At 72.2% G+C, this 16,407-nt stretch carries 15 protein-coding genes and 1 riboswitch; of the genes, 9 read left to right on the forward strand and 6 right to left on the reverse strand.

What is annotated here, in order from left to right; genetic code table 11:
- The first annotated feature begins 149 nt into the window (after positions 1-149).
- The 3 genes from ACIBG6_RS02700 to ACIBG6_RS02710 are packed head-to-tail and all read left to right on the forward strand — an operon-like array spanning position 150 to position 2,611.
- A complete protein-coding gene (locus tag ACIBG6_RS02700) occupies positions 150-1,160 on the forward strand; it encodes a Dyp-type peroxidase (protein WP_399220656.1) in 1,011 nt (336 codons plus the stop codon).
- The gene (locus ACIBG6_RS02705; RefSeq protein ID WP_399220657.1) at positions 1,157-1,972 is read left to right on the forward strand and encodes a family 1 encapsulin nanocompartment shell protein; all 816 of its coding nucleotides are present in this window, start codon (positions 1,157-1,159) and stop codon (positions 1,970-1,972) included. Before ACIBG6_RS02700 ends, ACIBG6_RS02705 begins: the two co-directional genes overlap by 4 nt.
- A 3-nt stretch (positions 1,973-1,975) precedes the next feature.
- Entirely contained in the window at positions 1,976-2,611 is a 636-nt protein-coding gene (locus ACIBG6_RS02710) for a DUF1345 domain-containing protein (RefSeq protein ID WP_399220659.1), read from the forward strand.
- A gap of 256 nt (positions 2,612-2,867) precedes the next feature.
- Here the strand turns inward: ACIBG6_RS02710 and ACIBG6_RS02715 are convergent, their stop codons facing one another.
- Entirely contained in the window at positions 2,868-3,377 is a 510-nt protein-coding gene (locus ACIBG6_RS02715; protein WP_399220660.1) for a GreA/GreB family elongation factor, read from the reverse strand.
- 355 nt (positions 3,378-3,732) lie between these two features.
- Here ACIBG6_RS02715 and ACIBG6_RS02720 point away from each other — a divergent pair, with 355 nt between their 5' ends.
- Together ACIBG6_RS02720 and ACIBG6_RS02725 are read left to right on the forward strand one after the other, a co-directional pair.
- Positions 3,733-4,947 carry a S8 family peptidase gene (locus ACIBG6_RS02720; protein WP_399220661.1) on the forward strand — a complete coding sequence of 405 codons (1,215 nt, stop codon included), beginning with the start codon at positions 3,733-3,735 and terminating at the stop codon, positions 4,945-4,947.
- A 113-nt stretch (positions 4,948-5,060) separates the two neighbouring features.
- Positions 5,061-6,749 (forward strand): glycosyl hydrolase family 8, encoded by a 1,689-nt coding sequence (locus ACIBG6_RS02725; RefSeq protein WP_399220662.1) that lies wholly within the window; start codon positions 5,061-5,063, stop codon positions 6,747-6,749.
- Between the two features lie 27 nt (positions 6,750-6,776).
- Here the strand turns inward: ACIBG6_RS02725 and ACIBG6_RS02730 are convergent, their stop codons facing one another.
- The 4 genes from ACIBG6_RS02730 to ACIBG6_RS02745 all read right to left on the reverse strand — a co-directional run bounded on the left by ACIBG6_RS02730 (position 6,777) and on the right by ACIBG6_RS02745 (position 11,544).
- Positions 6,777-7,937 carry a phosphoribosylaminoimidazolecarboxamide formyltransferase gene (locus ACIBG6_RS02730; RefSeq protein ID WP_399220663.1) on the reverse strand — a complete coding sequence of 387 codons (1,161 nt, stop codon included), beginning with the start codon at positions 7,935-7,937 and terminating at the stop codon, positions 6,777-6,779.
- 34 nt (positions 7,938-7,971) lie between these two features.
- Positions 7,972-8,065, reverse strand: a riboswitch (ZMP/ZTP riboswitch).
- Between the two features lie 145 nt (positions 8,066-8,210).
- Positions 8,211-9,656, reverse strand: a complete 1,446-nt coding sequence (locus ACIBG6_RS02735; RefSeq protein WP_329625077.1) for a glyceraldehyde-3-phosphate dehydrogenase — start codon at positions 9,654-9,656, stop codon at positions 8,211-8,213.
- Positions 9,657-9,683: 27 nt separating this feature from the next.
- Positions 9,684-10,376: a GNAT family N-acetyltransferase gene (locus ACIBG6_RS02740; RefSeq protein ID WP_399220665.1), complete on the reverse strand. Its 693-nt coding sequence runs from the start codon at positions 10,374-10,376 to the stop codon at positions 9,684-9,686.
- Between the two features lie 100 nt (positions 10,377-10,476).
- The gene (locus ACIBG6_RS02745; RefSeq protein ID WP_399220666.1) at positions 10,477-11,544 is read right to left on the reverse strand and encodes a serine hydrolase domain-containing protein; all 1,068 of its coding nucleotides are present in this window, start codon (positions 11,542-11,544) and stop codon (positions 10,477-10,479) included.
- Positions 11,545-11,630: 86 nt separating this feature from the next.
- Between ACIBG6_RS02745 and ACIBG6_RS02750 the strand changes: the two genes are divergently transcribed.
- Positions 11,631-11,927: a zinc ribbon domain-containing protein gene (locus tag ACIBG6_RS02750; protein WP_399220667.1), complete on the forward strand. Its 297-nt coding sequence runs from the start codon at positions 11,631-11,633 to the stop codon at positions 11,925-11,927.
- 85 nt (positions 11,928-12,012) lie between these two features.
- On the opposite strand, the gene ACIBG6_RS02755 is transcribed toward ACIBG6_RS02750, so the two are convergent.
- Entirely contained in the window at positions 12,013-13,767 is a 1,755-nt protein-coding gene (locus tag ACIBG6_RS02755; RefSeq protein ID WP_399220668.1) for a VanW family protein, read from the reverse strand.
- A gap of 181 nt (positions 13,768-13,948) precedes the next feature.
- Here ACIBG6_RS02755 and ACIBG6_RS02760 point away from each other — a divergent pair, with 181 nt between their 5' ends.
- The 3 genes from ACIBG6_RS02760 to ACIBG6_RS02770 all read left to right on the forward strand — a co-directional run bounded on the left by ACIBG6_RS02760 (position 13,949) and on the right by ACIBG6_RS02770 (position 16,290).
- Positions 13,949-14,788 carry an IclR family transcriptional regulator gene (locus ACIBG6_RS02760; protein ID WP_399220669.1) on the forward strand — a complete coding sequence of 280 codons (840 nt, stop codon included), beginning with the start codon at positions 13,949-13,951 and terminating at the stop codon, positions 14,786-14,788.
- A 45-nt stretch (positions 14,789-14,833) separates the two neighbouring features.
- Positions 14,834-15,163 carry a putative quinol monooxygenase gene (locus tag ACIBG6_RS02765; protein ID WP_399220670.1) on the forward strand — a complete coding sequence of 110 codons (330 nt, stop codon included), beginning with the start codon at positions 14,834-14,836 and terminating at the stop codon, positions 15,161-15,163.
- A gap of 92 nt (positions 15,164-15,255) precedes the next feature.
- Positions 15,256-16,290, forward strand: a complete 1,035-nt coding sequence (locus ACIBG6_RS02770) for a LacI family DNA-binding transcriptional regulator (RefSeq protein ID WP_399220671.1) — start codon at positions 15,256-15,258, stop codon at positions 16,288-16,290.
- The last annotated feature ends 117 nt before the right edge of the window (positions 16,291-16,407 follow it).

Here is a 16,407-nt window from a genome sequence, read left to right on the forward strand (position 1 = left end):
GCCGCCTGCCTCCGGTGTCCTCTCCGGCGTCCACTCCGTGGCCTCTCCCGTGTGCCCGTCCGGCCGCGCGGGCACCTCCGTGCGCGGCTACGCTGACGCCGCTCCAGAAATCCGTTTTTGTACCATCTGTCCTGCTCGACGGGAGTCTCATGGTCGTCGCTCAGCCCGTCATCGCGCAGCCCGTCATCACACCCTCCTCCCGGGCGGCCGTCTTCCTGGTGGCCACCGTCGCCCCCGGCGGAGAGCCGGTCGTACGGGAGGCACTCCAGGACCTCGCGGGCCTGACCCGTTCGGTGGCGTTCCGTTCCCCCGAATCGGCGCTCGGCTGCGTCGTCGGCGTGGGGTCGGAAGCGTGGGACCGGCTCGTCGGCGATCCGCGCCCGCGCGACCTGCACCCCTTCCCGCCCCTGAGCGGCCCCCGCCACCGCGCCCCGGCGACCCCGGGCGACCTGCTGTTCCATCTGCGTGCCCGGCGCATGGACCTCTGCTTCGAACTGGCCCGGCTGATCCTGGACCGGCTCGCCGGCGCGGTCACGGTCGTCGACGAGGTCCACGGCTTCACCTACTTCGACGAGCGCGACCTGCTCGGCTTCGTCGACGGCAGCGAGAACCCCGCGGGCGCGACCGCCGTCGAGGCGGTGCACATCGGCGACGAGGACCCGGACTTCCGGGGAGGCAGCTACGTCGTCGTGCAGAAGTACCTGCACGACATGACCGCCTGGGACTCGCTCACCGTCGAGGAGCAGGAACGCGTCATCGGCCGTACGAAGCAGGCCAACGTCGAACTCCCCGACGGCGTCCAGCCGGCCGACTCGCACGTCGCGCTCACCACGGTCGTCGACGACGACGGTGTCGAGCAGCAGATCGTGCGCCAGAACATGCCGTTCGGCCGCGTCGGCAGCGGCGAACTGGGCACCTACTTCATCGGTTACGCCCGCACGCCCGCCGTCACTGAGCGGATGCTGCGCAACATGTTCCTCGGGGATCCCCCGGGCAACACGGACCGCATCCTCGACTTCTCCCGCGCCGTCACCGGCGGCCTCTTCTTCGTGCCGAGCGCCGACCTGCTCGACGACCTCCCCGCCGCCCCGTCCGCGGCCGCCGCGCGCCCCGGGGACTCCCTGGGCATCGGCAGCCTGAAAGGAGCCCCCGCGCCATGACGACTCCCGACGTGACGAACAACCTGCACCGAGAACTCGCCCCGATCACCCCCGCGGCCTGGGCGGAGATCGAGGAGGAGGCCCGCCGCACCTTCCGGCGCCACGTCGCCGGCCGTCGCGTCGTCGACGTGCCCGACCCGGCGGGCCCCGGGCTCGCCGCCGTCGGTGTCGGCCACCTCACCGACATCGCGCCGCCCGCGCCCGGTGTCTCGGCGCGGCTGCGCGAGGCGCGGCCGATCGTGGAACTGCGGGTGCCGTTCACCGTCTCCCGGGCCGCCGTGGACGACGTCGAGCGCGGCTCCAAGGACTCCGACTGGCAGCCCGTCAAGGACGCGGCGCGCACGATGGCGTACGTCGAGGACCGGACGATCTTCGACGGATACGGCGCCGCCGGCGTCGACGGACTGCGCTCCCGGTCCTCCAACCCGGTGCTGCGGCTGCCCGCCGAGCCTCGCGAGTACCCCGACGCGGTCAGCCGGGCCCTGACGGCGCTGCGGCTCGTCGGCGTCGACGGGCCGTACGCGCTGCTGCTCGGCGCCGACCAGTACCGGGCGGTCAGCGAGACCTCCGACCACGGCTACCCGATCGCCGCCCACCTGACCCGGATGCTCGACGGCTCCCCGATCTGGGCACCGGCCCTCCGCGGCGGCTTCCTCCTCTCCACCCGGGGCGGAGACTTCGAACTGCGCCTCGGCCAGGACGTGGCGATCGGCTACGCGGGGCACGACGCGGACGACATCCACCTGTACTTCCACGAGACGCTGACCTTCCTCGCCCATACCGACGAGGCCGTGGTCGTCCTGGAGGCCTGAGCCGTGAACCGCCGACCGGTCGACGCCGTCCCACGGCTCGTCGGAGCGACGGCCGTCGGGGCGGCGACCGGGGTGGTCGTCGGCGCTCTCGCGAACACGCCCCTGGGCTTCCTCGCCGGCATCGCCACGGCGGAGACCCTCTTCGTCGTCACGGGGTGGCTCGTGCTCTGGCCCATGGACGCGGCCACTACCCATCGCAACGTTCGGCGGGAGGAGTTCCGGCCCGCCGTCGAGGAACTCGTCGTCGTCGGAACCGCCGTGTGCGGCCTCGTCGGCATCATCGTGATGCTCCTGGTCGGCCACTCGGACCTGGGCCACGCCGCCGCCGCGACGGCGCTCTGCGGCGTCTTCATGGCCTGGGCGGCGCTCCACCTGATGTACGCGGCCCGCTACGCGTACGTCTACTACGCCGTGCAGCCCGGCGGCGGCATCGACTTCAACACCCACGACCCGCCGCGGTACAGCGACTTCCTGTACTTCAGCTTCAACCTCGGCATGACCTACCAGGTCTCCGACACGAACGTCTCGACGTCCTCGCTCCGCGCGATCGTCCTCCGCCACTGCCTGCTGTCCTACGTCTTCGGCGCCAGCATCCTGGCGACCACCATCAACCTGGTGACCGGCATCGTCACCGGCTGAGCCGGCCGGATGACGAGGGCCGCGGCAGCCGCGGCGCCCGGGGCTGGTGATGTGTTCGCCTGAGCGGCCCCTTGCACCTAGGTGCGCCACCAGGGTTCGCGTACGTAGCGGCTCTCCTCGCTCGTGCAGCCCAGGCGGTTGGAGATCTGCTCCGAGTCGAGGTTCCAGCCGACGACGCCGGTACCGTTTGCGGCCCAGCTCGATCAGCCGGTCGGTCCGTTGCGCTCGGTCTGCTGGGCCCGTTCGGTCCCGGCGGCTATGACGGCTCGCCCGCGTCGCCCGCGTCGCCCGCGTCGCCCGCGTCGCCGAGCGACAGCACGACCGCGCTCGTGCGGCCCTCAGGGGTGTCGTACGAGACGGTGTCGCCGGCTCGGTGGCCGAGCAGCGCGCGGCCGAGCGGGCTGGCGGCGGTGACCATCGTGGCGTCCAGGACCTCGGCGACCTCGCCGATCTGGACGGTCGTCTCCGTGCCGTCCGCGAACCGTACGGTCACGGAACTGCCGACGCCGACCTCGTCGGTGCTCGGCGGACCGGCGACGGAGCCTTCGCGCAGCCGCGCGTCGATGTCGGTGATGCGTGCGTCCAGGCGCTGGAGCTGCGTGACGCGTTGCAGCTCGTCGGCCTGGTCGGCGCGATCGCCCACCTGATCGCCGCCGCCGTCGCGCAAGGTCACGGCGACCGTTTCGCGTTCGGCGCGCAGGTCGGCGAGTTCGCGCTCGAACGCCGCACGAGCGACGGCGCTGAGGGGCTCGGGTCCACCGGTCATGTCTGATCCCGTCGGGCAGCGGGCGGCACGGATGCGTGCCGCGGATCGGTCACGGCAAGCCGAAGGTATCAGGCGAATCGGGGCATTACGTCCAGGGTCGCCGGGCAGTTCGACGCGCGTTCCCGGGGCGGTGCGGTGGGCGTTTTCTGTGGGTTCGACGGGAGTTCGATTGCTGGAGTGTGGCAGATGCATGACAAGCGCCCAACTCCCTTGAGCTACGCCCGTAGACCGGACAGGCTGCTGGTCATCCGGAGCGCCCCACACGGCTCCCGGCCGTGCGTGTGACCCACACGCGCCCCCCACAGTCGCGCCGCCCCCACATGAGGCGCGACGCCGAAGAGGAGGACTCCCTCGTATGGCACTCCCGCAGCACACCAAGGCCCGGTTCGCGCTGACCGTGTCCGCCGCGACCGCGGCCGCCCTGCTCGGCACCTTCGCCGCCGTCCCCGCCCAGGCGGCCCCCGTCGAGGGCGTCGTCCTCGCGGCCGGTTCGGCCGACGCGGTGCCCGGCAGCTACATCGTCACCCTGAAGCAGGGCGCGGGCTTCAAGGCCGCCTCCACCAAGGGCCGGAACCTGATAGCCGGTTACGGCGGCACGGTCGGCAAGACCTTCGGCTCCGCCCTCAACGGCTACACGGCCACCCTCGGCGCGACGGAGGCCCGCCGCCTCGCCGCCGACCCCGCCGTCGCCTCCGTCGAGCAGAACCAGATCTTCCGCGCCGACGCGACGCAGACCAACGCCCCCTGGGGCCTGGACCGCATCGACCAGGCGAACCTGCCGCTCAACGGCACGTACACCTACCCCGACTCGGCGGGCGGCGGCGTCACCGCGTACGTCATCGACACCGGCGTCCGCATCTCGCACGCCCAGCTCGCCGGCAGGGCCGTCAACGGGTACGACGCGGTCGACGGCGACACCGTCGCCCAGGACGGCAACGGACACGGCACGCACGTCGCCACGACCATCGCGGGATCGACGTACGGCGTGGCCAAGGCCGCGAAGATCGTCGCCGTCCGGGTCCTCGACAACGCGGGCTCCGGCACCACCGCCGGCGTCATCGCGGGCGTCGACTGGGTCACCTCCCACCACACGGCGGGGGCCCCGGCCGTCGCCAACCTCTCCCTCGGAGGCGGTGCCTCCACCGCCCTCGACAATGCGGTGAAGAACTCCATCGCGGACGGCGTCACCTACGCCGTCGCCGCCGGCAACTCCGGTGTCAACGCCTCCTCCACGTCCCCCGCCCGCGTCGCCGCCGCCATCACGGTCGGCGCCACGAGCAACACGGACGCCAAGGCGAGCTGGTCCAACTACGGTTCGGTGCTGGACCTGTTCGCCCCCGGCGTCTCGATCACGGCGGGCTGGCACACGAGCGACACGGCCACCAACACCATCTCCGGCACCTCGATGGCCACCCCGCACGTCGCGGGCGCCGCCGCCGTGTACCTCGCGGGGCACACCTCCGCCACTCCGGCGCAGGTCGCGACCGCTCTGGTGAACGGCTCGACCCCGAACAAGGTGACCAGCCCGGGCAGCGGCTCGCCCAACCGCCTCCTGCGGCTCGTCCCGTAGCGCGGACGTGACGGGTCGGGGGTCTTGCGCGGATCCCCGACCCTCTCTACCCTCGCGGCTCAATGGTTAGGAAAACTTCCTAACGAATGAGCCGCGAAGGAAAGGGAGTTGTCATGCGTCGACGAAGCGTCTCGCTTCTCGGGCTCGCCGGACTACTGGCGTTGCCCCTGGTGTCGATCCCGCAGGCACAGGCACAACCCCAGGCGCAGCCGCGCGCGCAGGATCAGGCGGCCGCCGCCGACAGCCTGGTCTCCGTCGGAAAGCCGGTGACGGCCTCGTCCGTCGAGGCCGCGGGCTTCGAGGCCGGCAAGGCCGTGGACGGCAACACCGGCACCCGCTGGGCCAGTCTGGAGGGCGTCGACCCGCAGTGGGTCAGAATCGACCTCGGCGCGGCGCACACCGTCTCCCGGGTGAAGCTCAACTGGGAGGCCGCCTACGGCAAGGCGTACCGGATCCAGACCTCGACCGACGGCTCGACCTGGACCGACGTCTACGCGACGACGACCGGTGACGGAGGCGTCGACGACCTCACCGTCTCCGGCACCGGCCGGTACCTCCGCATGCACGGGACCACCCGCGGCACGCCGTACGGCTACTCCCTCTGGGAGTTCGAGGTCTACGGCGCCCCGACCGGCGGCGGCGTCCCCGGCGGCCCGGCCGTCCCCTTCGGCAGCCACCTCAGGCCGTACACCGCGGGAACGCTGAAGCCCTCGGGCGCGCAGGCCACCGTCGACCAGAAGGTCGTCGAGTACTACAACAAGTGGAAGGCCGCCTTCGTCCGGCAGAACTGCGGCAACGGCTGGTACCAGATCATCTCGCCGGACGCCGACCACCCGTACGTCGCCGAGGCGCAGGGCTACGGCATGGTCGTCACCGCGACGATGGCCGGCGCCGACCCCGACGCGAAGAAGATCTTCGACGGTCTCGTGAAGTGGAAGATCGACCACCCGTCCTCGATCAACCCGAACCTCCTCGCGGCCGAACAGGACGCGGCCTGCAAGAGCGTCAACGGCGGTGACGGCGCCACCGACGGCGACATGGACGTGGCCTACGGCCTGCTCCTCGCCGACAAGCAGTGGGGCAGCGCCGGCACGTACGACTACAAGGACCTCGCGCTCAAGCACATCGCCGCCATCAAGAAGGACGAGCTCAACCCGACGACCAAGCTCCTGAAGCTCGGCGACTGGAGCAGCTCCGGCGACCAGTACTACTACATCTCCCGTACCTCGGACTGGATGGTCGACCACTTCCGCGCCTTCCGTACGGCCTCCGGCGACACGACCTGGGACGCCGTGCGCACCGCGCACCAGACCCAGATATCGCGGCTCCAGTCGACGTACGCGTCCGGCACCGGCCTGCTGCCCGACTTCGTCGTCGACACGAACACCACGCCCAAGCCCGCTCCCGGCCAGGTCCTGGAGGACCCGAACGACGGCGCGTACTGGTGGAACGCGTGTCGTACGCCGTGGCGCATCGCGGACGACGCGGTGACCAGCGGGGACGCCACGTCGCTCGCCGCCGCGCGGAAGCTCAACAGCTGGATCAAGACGAAGACCGGCGGCGACCCGAACAAGATCGCCATCGGCTACAAGCTCAACGGCACCCAGATCTCGGCGGGCAGCGAGGCCGCCTTCTTCGCGCCGTTCGCCGTGGCGGCCATGACCGACCCGGGCAGCCAGGCCTGGCTGGACGCCCTCTGGAACAAGATGCTGGCCACCCCGGTCGACACGAGCAGCTACTTCTCGGCCAGCATCCAGCTCCAGGTCATGATCACGGCCTCCGGGAACCACTGGGTCCCGTAGGGGCTACCTCGGCCGGCATCGCGCCGATCAGTGGTGGAAGAGCCTCAGTCCGGTGCGCGCGAGCGTGATCCCGTGCTCGCGACAGGCGTCCTCGACGTCGGTGGACCGCATCGACCCGCCGGGTTCGGCGACGGCGGTGACGCCGTGCCGCTGCGCGTGATCGACGTTGTCCCGGAAGGGCAGCGCGCCGTCCGAGGCGAACGCCACCCCGGTCAGCTCCGCGAGCCACGCGGTGCGCCGGACGTCGGTGAGGTCGGGGGTGGGCACGGACAGGGCCCCGGACAGGCGCGCGCGCTCGTCCGGGGTGAGGTCGCCCTCGACGAACCGGATCTGCCAGTTGATCCGGTCCTGCCGACGGATGTCGGGCCGGAAGGCGAGCGCGCGGACGGCGGGGTGGCGGCGCAGCCACCACGTGTCGGTCTTCGCGCCCGCCAGCCGGGTGCAGTCCACCCGGGACTGCTGCCCGGCGCCGATCCCGAGCGTCGCCCCGCCGCGTACGTAACAGACCGAGTTGGACTGGGTGTAGCGCAGCACCGCGAGTCCGAGCAGCAGGTCCTCCCTGGCCGAGGCCGTGAGCTCACCGCACACGACGTCGTCCAGGAGGGCGGGGGAGAGGGGCACGTCGTCGCGCTGCTGGGTCAGCCGCGTGCCGAACACCTCCCGGGCCTCCTGGCCCGGCGGGGTGTAGGTCGCGTCGGCCTCCACGACCAGGAAGCGGCCGCTCTTCTTCCGGCTGAGGGTCTCGACGGTGCCGGGAGCGTAGCCCGGGGCGATCACACCGTCGCAGACCACCCGGGTCAGCAGCTCGGCGAGTTCGGCGTCGACCGGGTGCGAGACGGCGGCGAAGTCGCCGTAGGACGACTTCGGATCGGCGTCACGCGCCCGCAGGTAGGCGCTGGTGACCGCGCCGACGCGGTCGCGGTCCACGCCGTACAGCTCGGCGGTCACCTCGTCGACCGGCCCGGCCACCGCCGCGCCGGCCGGCGAGACGTGCTTGAACGAGGCGGCGGCCGGCCGGCCGCCCAGGGCGCGGCTCGCGTCCCGGACCAGCTGCCAACTGTTCAGCGTGTCCAGCAGATTGACGTAGGACGGGCTGCCGTTCACCACCCGCACCGGCCGACTCCCGGGCTCCACCGGCACGGCGGTCGCCACCAGCTGCTGGGGATTGATGCCGTAGCGCAGTTCCATCTCAAGACCTCCTGGGTCAGCGGGACATCACTGACGCAGGCGCCCAGGCGGTCGACGCGCACGCGGGAAGACGGGACCGGATGCCGCTCCCCGGTGGTGATCCACCTTCGCCAGTCGCGGCGGGCACGATGCTACCCGCCCGGCGGAAATGCCGCGCCGCACCCCCTGGTACGGGAAACGCGGAACGCCGCACCCCCCCGTACGGGAAGCGCGGAACGCCGCACCCCCCGTACGGGAAGTGCGGCGCGCCGCCGTGCTGTCGGTGCCGGGCGATCAGACCGCCGGAGCCGGGAAGGTCGGGTACTCCACGCCGGAGACGTGCTGGACGACCCGGATGACCTGGCACGAGTAGCCGAACTCGTTGTCGTACCAGAGGTAGAGGATCGCGTTGTCGCCGTCGACCTTGGTCGCACCGGCGTCGACGATGGACGCGTGGCGCGAGCCGACGAAGTCCATCGAGACGGCGTCGGGGGCCGTGGTGAAGTCGATCTGACGCTTCAGCGGCGAGTGCAGCGAGACGTCGCGGAGGTACTCGAGGACCTCTTCGCGGGTGGTCTCGCGGCCCAGGCGCAGGCTCAGGATGGCGATCGAGACGTCCGGCACCGGCACGCGGATGGAGCTGCCGGTGATCGGGGCCTTGAGGTCGGGCAGCGCCTTGGCGACGGCCGAGGCGGCACCGGTCTCGGTGATCACCATGTTCAGCGGCGCCGAGCGGCCGCGACGGTCGGCCTTGTGGTAGTTGTCGAGGAGGTTCTGGTCGTTCGTGAACGAGTGGACCGTCTCGACGTGGCCGCGGAGCACACCGTACTCGTCGTCCATCGCCTTCAGCGGCGGGACGATCGCGTTGGTCGTGCAGGACGCGCAGGACAGGATCTTCTCGTCCGGCTTCACCGTCTCGTGGTTCACACCGTGGACGATGTTCGGCACGTCGCCCTTGCCGGGCGCGGTGAGGACGACCTTGTCGATGCCCGGGCGCAGGTGCTTGGAGAGACCCTCGCGGTCGCGCCACTTGCCGGTGTTGTCGATGAGGATCGCGTTCTCGATGCCGTACGCCGTGTAGTCGACCTCGGACGGGTCGTTGGCGTAGATCACCTTGATCGTGTTGCCGTTGGCGAGGATCGTGCTGTTCGCCTCGTCGACCGTGATCGTGCCCTGGAACTGGCCGTGGATCGAGTCGCGGCGCAGCAGCGAGGCGCGCTTCACCAGGTCCTGGTCGCCGCCGCCGCGGACGACGATCGCGCGCAGGCGCAGACCGTTGCCGGAGCCGGCCTTCTCGATGAGGAGGCGGGCGACGAGCCGGCCGATGCGGCCGAAGCCGTACAGGACGACGTCACGCCCGTCGCGGCGCTCGATCTTGTTCTCACCGATCGCACCGGCGACGGCCTCGGCGGTGAAGTCCGCCACGGAGAGACCGCGGTCGTCGTTCTTGTACTCGGCGGCCAGCATGCCGATGTCGATCTGGGACGGGCCCAGGTCGAGCGTCGTGAGCGTCTGGAGGAACGGGAGCGTCTCGGTGACCGAGAGCTCCTCGCCGTCGATCTGCCGGGCGAAGCGGTGGGTCTTGAGGATGCTGACCACCGACTTGTTCACCAGGGAGCGGCTGTGGACCAGGACGGTGACGTCCTGCTCCCGGTGCAGCTTCCCGATGATCGGGATCATCGACTCCGCGATCTCCTCGCGGTTCTTCCAGCTGGTGAACGAGTCGTCATTGACAGTCACAAGTTTATCTTTCGAGCTAGGCGGCGCTCATATGGTAACCCCAGGTCCGCGCGGTGCTTCAGAGGGGTGGCGCATCCCACGCTCCGCCCCCGCGCGCCGCTCGCGGGCGCGCGCCAGACGCTCCTCCAGAGCCGCCCGGCGCGCGGGCCACTCCTCGGCCACGATCGAGAAGACGGCGGAGTCACGGAGGCGGCCCTCCTCGCCCGGGGCCCACGAGACGGACCAGTTCCGCAGGACGCCCTCGAACGTGGCACCCACCTTCTCGATCGCAGCCCGCGAGCGGGCGTTGCGCGCGTCCGTCTTGAGGTCCACTCGCGCCACGTCCCAGCTTTCGAAGGCGTGCCGGAAGAGCAGGTACTTGGCCTCCGCGTTCACGCCCGTGCCCTGGGCCGAGGCCGCGAGCCACGTGAAGCCGATCTCGATCGCGCACAGGCGCTCACCGGACGGCCAGAATCGCGGGTCCCAGAAGGAGGTGGCGCCGACCACCCGCCCGGTCGCCACGTCCACCTGCGCGTACGGGGCGAGCCTGCCGTCGGCGGCGCGGCCGAGCTGCGTGTCGACGTACGCCCCGAATCCCTCCCGCCCCGGCACCCAGGTGAACCCGTACGAGTCCCGGTTCTCCTCGGCCGCGTCGGCGAGACCTGTTGCGTGCTGATGCCCCAGCGGCTCCAGGCGCACGAACGCGCCCTCCAGAACCGGCCCTTCCAGCGTGAAACCCATGGATCCGCCCCCGTGTACGTGTCGAGTCCGTCGACGATCACCGGACGGTGAGGAGGATCGCAGAGTCAGGCCGGGGAAGCACGTGTGTTTCAGGTGCTGGTCAGAGGCCGGTCCGGTCCGGGAACGCGAGCGTCCGGAAGACCTCACGGACGCGGGCAAGCGGTCCGGGGTCCCGGGTGAAGTACAGCCGGTTCGTGAGCAGGACCGCCCAGCGCCCGCGCGCGGGCGAGACCCACATGCCCGTCCCCGTGAACCCGAAGTGCGCCCAGATGTCGTCCGCCGGTTCCGTGCCAGGCGCCGGGTGCCAGAAGAGCCCGCGCGGCGGGGTGAGCGCGCCGGTGCGGACGCGCAGCGAGGCCGCCGTCCAGTCGGCGGAGAACGTCCCGGGCGCCGGGACGAGCAGGTGGCGCAGGAACAGGCCGATGTCGCCCGCCGTGGTGAAGACGCCGGCGATCCCGCAGGCGCCGCCGAGGAGCCGGGCCGAGAAGTCGTGCACGGTCCCCCGGAGCGGGGCGCCGCTCTCCTCGTCGTACTCGGTGGGCGCGCAGCGCTCCCGGGTCTCGGCGGACAGCGGTCCGTAGCGGGTCTCCGTCATGCCGAGCGGTGTCCAGACCCGGTCCTGGGCGAGCCGGGCCAGGGGCCTGCGCGTCAGGTGCTCGGCGAGGTAGCCGAGGATCAGCGCCGCCCGGTCCGTGTACGCGACGGCCTCCCCGGGCCGGTGCCGCAGGGGCTCGGAGAGGACCCCGTCGCGGACGTCCTGCGGATCGGAGCCGTACAGGGGCCGCAGGTTGGCGCGGAGCGGCAGCCCGGCGGTGTGGGTGAGGAGGTTCAGGGCCGTGACGCCGGCGAGGGGCCGCCCCGCGGCCTCCGGCCAGTACGCGCCGAGCGGTGCGTCCGGTTCCAGTTTCCCCGCGTCGACGAGGGTGCCGACCACGGCCCAGACCGTGAGGATCTTGGTCAGGCTCGCGACGTCGAAGAGCGAGTCCCGGAGCATCGGTCCGGCGGGCCGCGCGGGATCGAGCGCTCCGACGGCCCCCGCCGAGAGGGTGGTACGTGCGTCGCCCACCGCCCACACGGCACCGGGGTACACGCCCGCGCGCACGCCGTCGTCGAGGAGCGGTCCGAAGGGATTGCCGTGCTGGGTCAAGGGATCGCTGAGCTGGACCAAGGCGTGCCTCCGGCGGGTCGGGGCGGACCCGTCCGGGGCCGGCGGGCCGGACCCGTCCGCTCCCTGACGGGCCCCGCTCCGGAGTCATGCCCGGGCAGTGGGGGAAGACACCCTTCCGTCAGCCCCTGTCCCAGGACTTCACCTGTTCATCTGCCTGGGAAGCCCGGGGCTTCAACCTCGGGAGGAATCGACTCCCTGGAGCGGAGCCGCGCAGCAGCGGAGTTCCGGCAGAGGGTTACAGGGTGACTCAAGCACGGTTCGTCTGCCGGTCCTGCGGGACCGTCATGCACGCGGACCACAACGGCTCCCGCAACATCGCCCACCGAGGCGACGCTGTGTGGAAGCGGGGCGCGGTCAACCGCCCCAGAACCAGCACACGCTGATTCCGGACGTAGAGGACAACGCGACAGCCAGCCGCGCTCCACTTGCCATCACGACCCTCCCGACCGCGCCGACAAGCTCGGTCCTTCAGGGCCGAGAAGTTGACTTGCACGTGACCTCGTCACGCGGGGTGTAGTGCGTGGTGAAGGTCTCGCGCTTCACCACGGCGCCGCCGTCCTTGAAGACGCGGTCCACGGAGATGTCGAAGCCTTCGAGCGGCTCCTGCGGCATGCAGGCCTCGCCGGTGCCCTCGCGCTTCGCGGGCTCCGTCTCGTTGGTGCGCGGACCGGCCACCGCCTCGACGGAGTCGTACTTCTTCGTCCCGAGGAAGCTCACGGTGACCGAGGAGTCCGTCGCGTCCGCCTTGATGTAGATCGGCTTGCCCGAGTCGTTGCGGAACTTCAGGTCCAGGCTGCCCCAGGCGACGGTGGCCTCGCGGCCGGCCGGGTAGCGCTCGATGTAGAAGGAGTGGGCGCCGTACTCGACGGGCTTCACCCCGGCGAAGAACATCGCGTTGAAGACGGTGGTGGCCATGGCCGACACGCCGCCGCCCGGTGCGGACCGGTACTGGCCGTCGAGGATCATCGTGCCGTCCACGAAGCCGTTGTCCGGGGTGCGCTCGCCGACCGTCTCATTGAAGCTCCACACCTCGCCGGGCTGCACCACGGAGCCGTTGATGAGCTCGGCGGCCCGGCCGATGTTCGTGGTCCGGTAGGGCGCGGTGGGGAAGTCGACCGTGAAGGTCGACATCTGCTCGGTGATGCCGAGGCGGGCCAGCGAGTCGGCGGTCAGCTCGGGCTGCGTGACCGTGGTGGCCACCGGGGCCGTACGGGCCGCGGCACCGTCCTTCGTGAGCAGCGGGCGCACGGCGTCGCCGAGGGCCTTCGCGGTGACCTCCTGCCCCGGCCTGCCCTCCGCCTCGACGACGACCTTGCCGTCCCGCACCCCGAGGGTCGCCTCGACCGGGGCGCCCGTCATGGACGCGAGGGGCTGGGCGACGTCGGGGTCGCGGAGGAGGGCCTCGGCGTCGAGCGCGGCGCTGAGCGTGCCGTTCTCGGCCTTCACGGAGAGGTGGTCGCCGAGGGTGGCGGGGGAGATCCGCAGCCGTTCGGCACCGGCCGTGAGCGTCACGGGGGCGGAGACGGCGGACTTCGCGTACGTGTCGAGGAAGCGGGTGACCTCGGAGTCGCCCAGCTTCGGTTCCGTGAGGGCGACGGGGAGGGTGACGGGCGAGGCGCCCGAAGTGGCGGGGTAGGCGGCGCGCAGGGTCTCGGCGGCCCGCCCGGTGTCCAGCTTCTGGCCGGTGACCGCCCGGGTCGCGACGGCCTCGCCGTCGCGGAAGGCGACGGAGCCCTCGCGGACCTTCCGGTCGTTCTTCTTGGCCAGCTCGGCCACGGCGGCCCGCGCCTTGGCCTCGTCGTAGGCGAACACCGGCCGTATCTCGCGCTCTCCGGAGGAGAAGAGCCGTCCGATGACGGTCACGGGGTCGCGGGACGGATCGGCCGCGAGGTCGGCGGTCTTCTCCACGTCCACGGTCAGGCCCGCGGCGGCGGGGGAGACGGTGGACGCGCGGTCGCCGACCTTGACCGGTATCGGTGTGCTCCAGGCGGCCGGGGCCTCGGCCGCGAGCTTCGCCCGCGCCTCGGCGCGGCTCATGCCGCCCACGTCCACGCCGGCGACGCTGGTGCCGGCGGATATGTCGTCCCCGGTGGTGACAAGGCCCGCGACGTACAGGCCGCCCGCGGCGACGGCGACCACACCCGTCGCGATCGCCGCCGTCCGGAGGCGCGGACTGCGCCCCTCGCGGGGCGTCGGGGCACGGTCGGTCCTGGAGCGGGGCACACGCTCTCCCGGGGCGTCGAGGATGAGGGGATCCCCACGACGGTACGCCGAAAGAGTGTCAAATGCACATAAAGCAGGGTTGACCTGCGGGGATACGGAGCGGGACGGGAGCGGTACGGACCGTTCCGGACCGTTCCGGGGGACTGCGAAGGCTGCCGAAAGCGCCCCCTAAGCTGGAACGATGCCCGTCACGCCGAGCCCGAGCACCGCCACCCCGAGCCCCGGGCCCCCGAGCCCCGGAGTGCTGAGCCCCGGAGTGCTGAGCCCCGGACCTTCGAGCGCCGGGCCCCAGTCCGTCGACCGGGCCCTCGCCGTGCTCGACGCCGTCGCCGACGCCGACCGGCCCGTCGGGGCGAAGACGCTGGCGCGGCGGCTCGGCTGCGCGCTCTCGACCGTCTACCACGTCACCGGGCCCCTGCTCGCGCGCGGCTACCTCGTCCGCACCGGCGAGGGGTACGCGCCCGGGCCCCGCGTCCCCGCCCTGCACCGCTCCCACCAGCGCCACCACGGTCTCGACGCCGGGACCGGAGCGCTCCTCGGCCGGCTGCGGCGGGCCACGGGAGCGGAGGCGTACCACACCGCCTACCGCGACGGACTGATCACCGTCGTCGACACCACCGCCCCGGTGACCGACACCGCCCACCCCTTCACCCCCGGCCCCGAGGTCCGCGCGCACGCGACCGCCCACGGCAAGGCGCTCCTCGCCGCGCTCCCGCGCCCGCTGCGCCGCCGCTATCTCGCGGACCACGGCATGGCCCGCTTCACCGAGCGGACCATCACCAGCGCCGAACGCTTCGAGGCGGAGGCCACCCGGGTGCGCGGTCAGGGCTTCGCCGTCTCCGTGGGCGAGGCGGACCTCGCCTACACCTGCCTCGCCGTGGCGCTGCCCGAGCGCGGCGACGGCATCGTCCACGCGCTCTCCGTCTCCCTCCCCACCGCCGACTTCGGACGGCGGCAGGGGGAACTGCGGGCGGCGCTCGCCCGCGCCGTACCCGACTTTCCGGCCCTGCCGGAATCCTGACCGGCCCGGCTGGCCGACCGGGCGGGACCGCCGCAGGGTGGACGCATGATCTTCATCGCCGTCCGCTTCACCGCCCGCCCCGACCACGCCGACCGCTGGCTCGACCTGGTCGCCGACTTCACCCGCGCCACCCGCGAGGAGCCCGGCAACCTCTTCTTCGACTGGTCCCGCGGCGTCGACGACCCGAACGTCTTCGTCCTCCTGGAGGCGTTCGCCGACGCCGAGGCGGGCGCCGCCCACGTCTCCTCCGCCCATTTCGCCGCCGGCCTCGCCACCATGGCCGGAGCCATCGCCACCACCCCCGAGATCATCAACGTCGAGGTCCCGCAGCAGGGCTGGGGCGCCATGGCCGAGCTCGCCCCGACCGAGGCCTGAGCCCCGGCCCCGTACGCCTCTGGGGCCCCCGGCCCGCCTGATAGGTTCGCGGAAACGCAGGCGGGGCGGCGGCCCGAGGGGAGAAGCGGCACATGGCGGTGAGCGGACGGCAGACCGGCAGGCCCACCCTGGAGGAGGTCGCGGCCCGGGCCGGAGTCGGCCGCGGCACGGTCTCCCGGGTCATCAACGGCTCCCCGAAAGTGAGCGAGCAGGCCAAGGCCGCCGTCGAACAGGCCGTCGCCGAACTCGGCTACGTCCCCAACCGGGCCGCCCGCGCCCTCGCCGGCAGCCGCACCGACGCCGTCGCCCTGGTGATCCCCGAGACCGAGGCACGGCTCTTCGCCGAGCCGTACTTCCTCGACATCATCCGCGGCGTCAGCACCGAACTAGCCGACGCCGACAAGCAGTTGCTGCTCACCCTGATCCGCAGCGACCAGGAGCGCCAGCGCTTCGAGCAGTACCTCGCAGCCCAGCGCGTCGACGGCGTCCTGCTCGTCTCCGTGCACGGCGACGACCCGTTGCCGGACCAGGTCCGCGCCCTCGGCCTGCCCGCCGTCCTCAACGGCCGCCGCCGCGAGGACGAACGCGTCGCCTTCGTCGACTCCGACAACACCGGCGCCGGCCGGACCGCCGTCGCCCACCTCGCCGCACGCGGCCGGCGCGGCATCGCCACCATCACGGGCCCCCTCGACATGTACGTGGCCCGCTGCCGGCTCGACGGCTACCGCGAGGGCCTGGCGGAGGCCGGACTCGCCCCCGACGAGGCCCTCGTCGCCAACGGCGACTTCACCGAGGAGGGCGGCCGGCGCGCCATGCGGGAACTCCTGGACCGCAGGCCCGGCCTCGACGCGGTCTTCGCCGCCTCCGACGTGATGGCGGCCGGCGCGCGCGGGATGCTGCGCGAGGCGGGCCGCCGGGTCCCCGAGGACGTCGCGCTCGTCGGCGTCGACGACTCGGCCGTCGCCCGGCACATGGACCCGCCCCTCACGAGCGTCCGGCAGCCCATCGAGGAGATGGGCCGCACGATGGCGCGCCTCCTCCTCCAGGAGATCGCCGAGCCCAGCGAGCCGGACGAGCAGCCGCGCCGGATGCTGCCCACCGAGCTGGTCGTCCGCGGCTCCTCCTGACGAGCTCTTCCTGACGAGCCCCTTCAGAGGCGGCTGCCGGTCCGGGACGGTCCGGGACGGTCCGAGATGCAGCCCGCTCCGGGCCCCCGGAGAATGGACACCGTACGGGGTCCGTAT

This window comes from Streptomyces sp. NPDC050842, assembly GCF_044456565.1.
In the GTDB taxonomy this organism is placed as follows: Bacteria; Actinomycetota; Actinomycetes; order Streptomycetales; family Streptomycetaceae; genus Streptomyces.

Bases quoted from the DNA above. Each gene is read 5' to 3' on its own strand.
- ACIBG6_RS02700 (WP_399220656.1), top strand. From the start codon at position 150: ATGGTCGTCGCTCAGCCCGTCATCGCGCAGCCCGTCATCACACCCTCC.
- ACIBG6_RS02705 (WP_399220657.1), top strand. From the start codon at position 1,157: ATGACGACTCCCGACGTGACGAACAACCTGCACCGAGAACTCGCCCCG.
- ACIBG6_RS02715 (WP_399220660.1), bottom strand. From the start codon at position 3,377: ATGACCGGTGGACCCGAGCCCCTCAGCGCCGTCGCTCGTGCGGCGTTC.
- ACIBG6_RS02720 (WP_399220661.1), top strand. From the start codon at position 3,733: ATGGCACTCCCGCAGCACACCAAGGCCCGGTTCGCGCTGACCGTGTCC.
- ACIBG6_RS02725 (WP_399220662.1), top strand. From the start codon at position 5,061: ATGCGTCGACGAAGCGTCTCGCTTCTCGGGCTCGCCGGACTACTGGCG.
- ACIBG6_RS02730 (WP_399220663.1), bottom strand. From the start codon at position 7,937: ATGGAACTGCGCTACGGCATCAATCCCCAGCAGCTGGTGGCGACCGCC.
- ACIBG6_RS02740 (WP_399220665.1), bottom strand. From the start codon at position 10,376: ATGGGTTTCACGCTGGAAGGGCCGGTTCTGGAGGGCGCGTTCGTGCGC.
- ACIBG6_RS02750 (WP_399220667.1), top strand. From the start codon at position 11,631: ATGCCCGGGCAGTGGGGGAAGACACCCTTCCGTCAGCCCCTGTCCCAG.
- ACIBG6_RS02760 (WP_399220669.1), top strand. From the start codon at position 13,949: ATGCCCGTCACGCCGAGCCCGAGCACCGCCACCCCGAGCCCCGGGCCC.
- ACIBG6_RS02765 (WP_399220670.1), top strand. From the start codon at position 14,834: ATGATCTTCATCGCCGTCCGCTTCACCGCCCGCCCCGACCACGCCGAC.
- ACIBG6_RS02770 (WP_399220671.1), top strand. From the start codon at position 15,256: ATGGCGGTGAGCGGACGGCAGACCGGCAGGCCCACCCTGGAGGAGGTC.